Raw genomic sequence first — 3,330 nt, forward strand, 5'->3', positions numbered from 1 at the left:
CAGCTCAGCCACTTTATCGAGCAGTTTCGCCTGCGCTATGGCGCCTCACCGCTTCAATACCGCAAGCGGTATGGTGCGGGGTGACAGGGACGTCTGCTGAATCAACGGAACTGCATCGTATATCCTTGCTGCTGTTCCAGCTCGTGATCATCCGGCTTGTGACCGAGGGCGATGCGTTTGCATTGAAGCTCTTGCAACCGCTTGCGGTCGATTTGGACACCGTTGGCAGCGGGAGCCGGGGCGTTGTCTCGGAAAATATTGCCCATGTGGTAGAGCAGCCGGGTGGCTGACAGCAGGACGGAGGGCGGCTCCTGTTCGCCGCGCTCCATGCGTTTCATGAAAAATTCTGCATAGCCGTGGCCGTTATCCCGCGCCGCCGCAAACCATTCATAGGCGGTGTCCATGTCTTTGGGAATACCCTCGCCCATGAGGGTCAGCTTGCCCAACAGATATTGGGCGTAGGCGTTTCCATTGTTCGCGGCCTGCCGCAGGTATTCCGCCGCAGTCGAAGCGTCCTTTGGCACATTTTTGTCACTGAGATATTCCTTTCCCAACCGGTAGGCGGCGAAATCGTTGCCGTTGTCCACCGAGCGTTTCAGCCAGTAAATGCCTTTGGCAGAATCGTGAACGTCGGCTTCATCGGAAAGATACAGCTTGCCGAGGGCGTACTGTGCTACGTCCAAGTCCTGTTCGGCGGCGCGTTCCAACAGCTTTTGCGCTTTGGCTGTGTCCGGTATCAGCAGTCCGCCGTCACGGTACGCCGTGCCGATGACGTATTGGGCGTATGCGTCACCGTCCTCCGCAAGCTGCTCCAATTGCTCCGCCGCTTCGTCCCGTTCCTCCAGGGGGAAACGATCATCATTCGCCACGCTTTGCAGATCCTGACATTCATAGCTCATGGCGTAGGTGCTGATCTGTTCGCCGTCATCCTGCATTTCCTCATCCTCAAAGGAAAACCTGTTCATGCGAAGATGCTCCGCTTCTTTGATGACGGCGTTCTTGATTTGGCGGAACTCCTTTTGTTGAGACAGCGGCGGACGCAGCCGTTTCTTCCCCTCGGAGTAGTAATCCTCCACCTGACATTGCAGTTCCCACCATGTCTGGTAGCACGCATCCACGGTGGGCAGCCGCGCCATTTGGTCGACGATCTCGTCCACCAGCTTTTTCATTGGCTTCGGCAGATAGCCGTAGGTTTTCTTGCCGCCGACCTGACCGAGCTGCCGAGACAGGTCCCAGATCATCTGCTCCGCCTCTGGGTGGATGCAGGTCATTTCCCGCATGGCCTTCGCCAATTCCAGCATTGCTTTTCGTGTTTCCGCCACCAGTTCATCGCGGGACTTGCTTTTCTGTTCATAGACATGGAGCAGCTCCTGACGGAATATCTGATTGGTGAGAGTGGACTTGATCTGCCGAATACCATCCTTGGAGAGGTATGCCTGATTCGGTTTCACCGACCAAGCCATCATGTGGACGTGGGGATGATTGCCCTCATCGTGGAACGCGGCGTACCAGTGGAAATCCTCCGGCGATATCTTCATCGCCGCGGCGATATCATTGCGGTGGGTACGCAGTAATGTGCGCCATGCGTCCGCGTGGTCATACCCCAGCCGCTCCGCGTCCTCCCGGTGGAGGGAGATGATGTGCGTCCACACGTTGCCGGTATAGTGATTCAGTTCGTCCGCAACAGCGGCGAGGTCAACGGCATCGTCATCTCCGAAGAGACCGTGTTCCCCCAGCCGCTCCGCCCTGGGCCGCAGGGCGATGTACTTGGCGTAGCCATCCATTGAGGAGAGCCTGTCCCAATTCGATTCCAGCGCCAGCGTGATGAGCGCGGACGCCGTTGCTTTTGTCGGGTGTGAGAGGTAGTCCTCATATTCCATCAACTCTTTTGTATCAGGAAAATCCTTCACCAGTTTTGCGAGGAACTGCGTCTGCTTGTTGGTGGGCGGACGGTCATCCGGAATGATCTCTACCCGCTCCCGCGTGGCGATGTACTTGAGGTATCCGCCAGCGCTTTGCCCAGCGCCGCACTTGATGTACGGACTTTTGACGATCAGCCTTGCCATGCTTCGCTCTCCAGCTCACGGAGCTTCTGTTCCAACCGCAGCTGACCATTGGTGCGCTTGACGGCGGCGATGCTCTTGGCCCGTTCCTGTCGCAGCACTTCCTCACTCACGTTGAGGCTTTGCAGGAGGATGGACATTGCCATGTCCATCTCCACCGTCTGCTTGTAGAGCAGCGACGCGATACGATCCTCGAAGAGTTTCAACCGCGCGTCGATGGCAGACTGCACCGCACGGGGCAGCGTGGTGCTTTCGCCTGCGGCCAGCATATCCGCGTAGCAGTTCACCGCCTTTTCGATGAATTCATTTTTGCTGCGGCAGTTATCTTCTTGATACCACCGCTCTATTTTTGCGGCTGTTTCATCCGTCATACGGAAATTCAGCCTGTTTTCATTTTTGCTCATCATTCCCTCCAATCTGCCGTAAGGCACGCTTGTTTTTGTTGAAACGCCTGCGCTTGTGGGAACAAAGACGCCAGTCGCTCCAAAAGTTTGCTCAAAAGGCGCCACAACCGCCTGCGTTGAAACCCCCGTCAACTGCCCGCACTGCGGGCAGAAGTGACTGGGCAGGGCGTCGGTTCCGACGCCAACCCTTTATCCTGCTATAAATAAGTTCCTCCGATAACCGCCCAAACTGCCGAAGCTACGTCCCATACGGCGTGGGAAAGTCCTCTCCGGAGCGGTTTCAAACCACACTCACACAAACGGCTCACGTTCGTTTTCACAGGTGAAAGCGGGTACACACTTGCCTTCACCAACAGGATCGTACACACCGGCTCACACGGCGAAACACGGGGCGTTTCGGACGGGGGTGGTATCACTACCCTCGGCGTGCGCTGTGTGGTCCGGAACCTCTGCGCGCGCAGCGGTCAGAAGAGCATACTTTGCCATCTTTGCATGGACCGAGGGAACGTCGGAGAGAAGCAGAGAGCCTTCGGAACGGAGACGCGCACCGTGCGCGTCTCCGTTCCGAGGCGCCGCGGCCCCGCAGGGTCGCGCCGCTCCACTGCTGTTTCTTGCGCTGCACCAGTAAGCTTCGCGGTTCGTTATCACTGCGACGAAGGGCAGAGAGGAAAATTTGTTAACGTGACTGTTGTGATTTTGTTTGTGGTGTGAGTTGTGGCTGCGGTGTAAGGGATTCTTCTTTGGTTGGTACAAAATAAGCATAGCACCCGAAGCGTATAGGAAGCCTCGGAAGCTATGCTTATTTTTGTTATAATGGGAGGGCAATGGATGGACGGTTTCTTTGGTGAGCCAAGCGCTCGAGC

2 protein-coding genes are annotated in these 3,330 nt (G+C 56.6%); both read right to left on the reverse strand.

Annotation, left to right across the window (positions count from 1 at the left end; genetic code table 11):
• Positions 1-101 precede the first annotated feature (101 nt).
• On the reverse strand, positions 102-2,066 hold the full coding sequence (gene mobP3, locus KQI17_RS13220) for a MobP3 family relaxase (RefSeq protein WP_216496666.1): 1,965 nt from the start codon (positions 2,064-2,066) through the stop codon (positions 102-104).
• Positions 2,054-2,434, reverse strand: coding sequence for a hypothetical protein (locus KQI17_RS13225; RefSeq protein WP_253285841.1), 381 nt, complete (start codon positions 2,432-2,434; stop codon positions 2,054-2,056). The genes mobP3 and KQI17_RS13225 overlap by 13 nt, the downstream gene beginning before the upstream one ends.
• Positions 2,435-3,330: the final 896 nt, after the last annotated feature.

Source organism: Oscillibacter sp. MSJ-31, assembly GCF_018918025.1.
Lineage (GTDB): Bacteria > Bacillota > Clostridia > Oscillospirales > Oscillospiraceae > Hominicoprocola.

What these genes read in the sequence shown, in the direction of transcription:
- mobP3 (WP_216496666.1), bottom strand. Translation starts at nt 2,066, where the DNA reads ATGGCAAGGCTGATCGTCAAAAGTCCGTACATCAAGTGCGGCGCTGGG.
- KQI17_RS13225 (WP_253285841.1), bottom strand. Translation starts at nt 2,434, where the DNA reads ATGACGGATGAAACAGCCGCAAAAATAGAGCGGTGGTATCAAGAAGAT.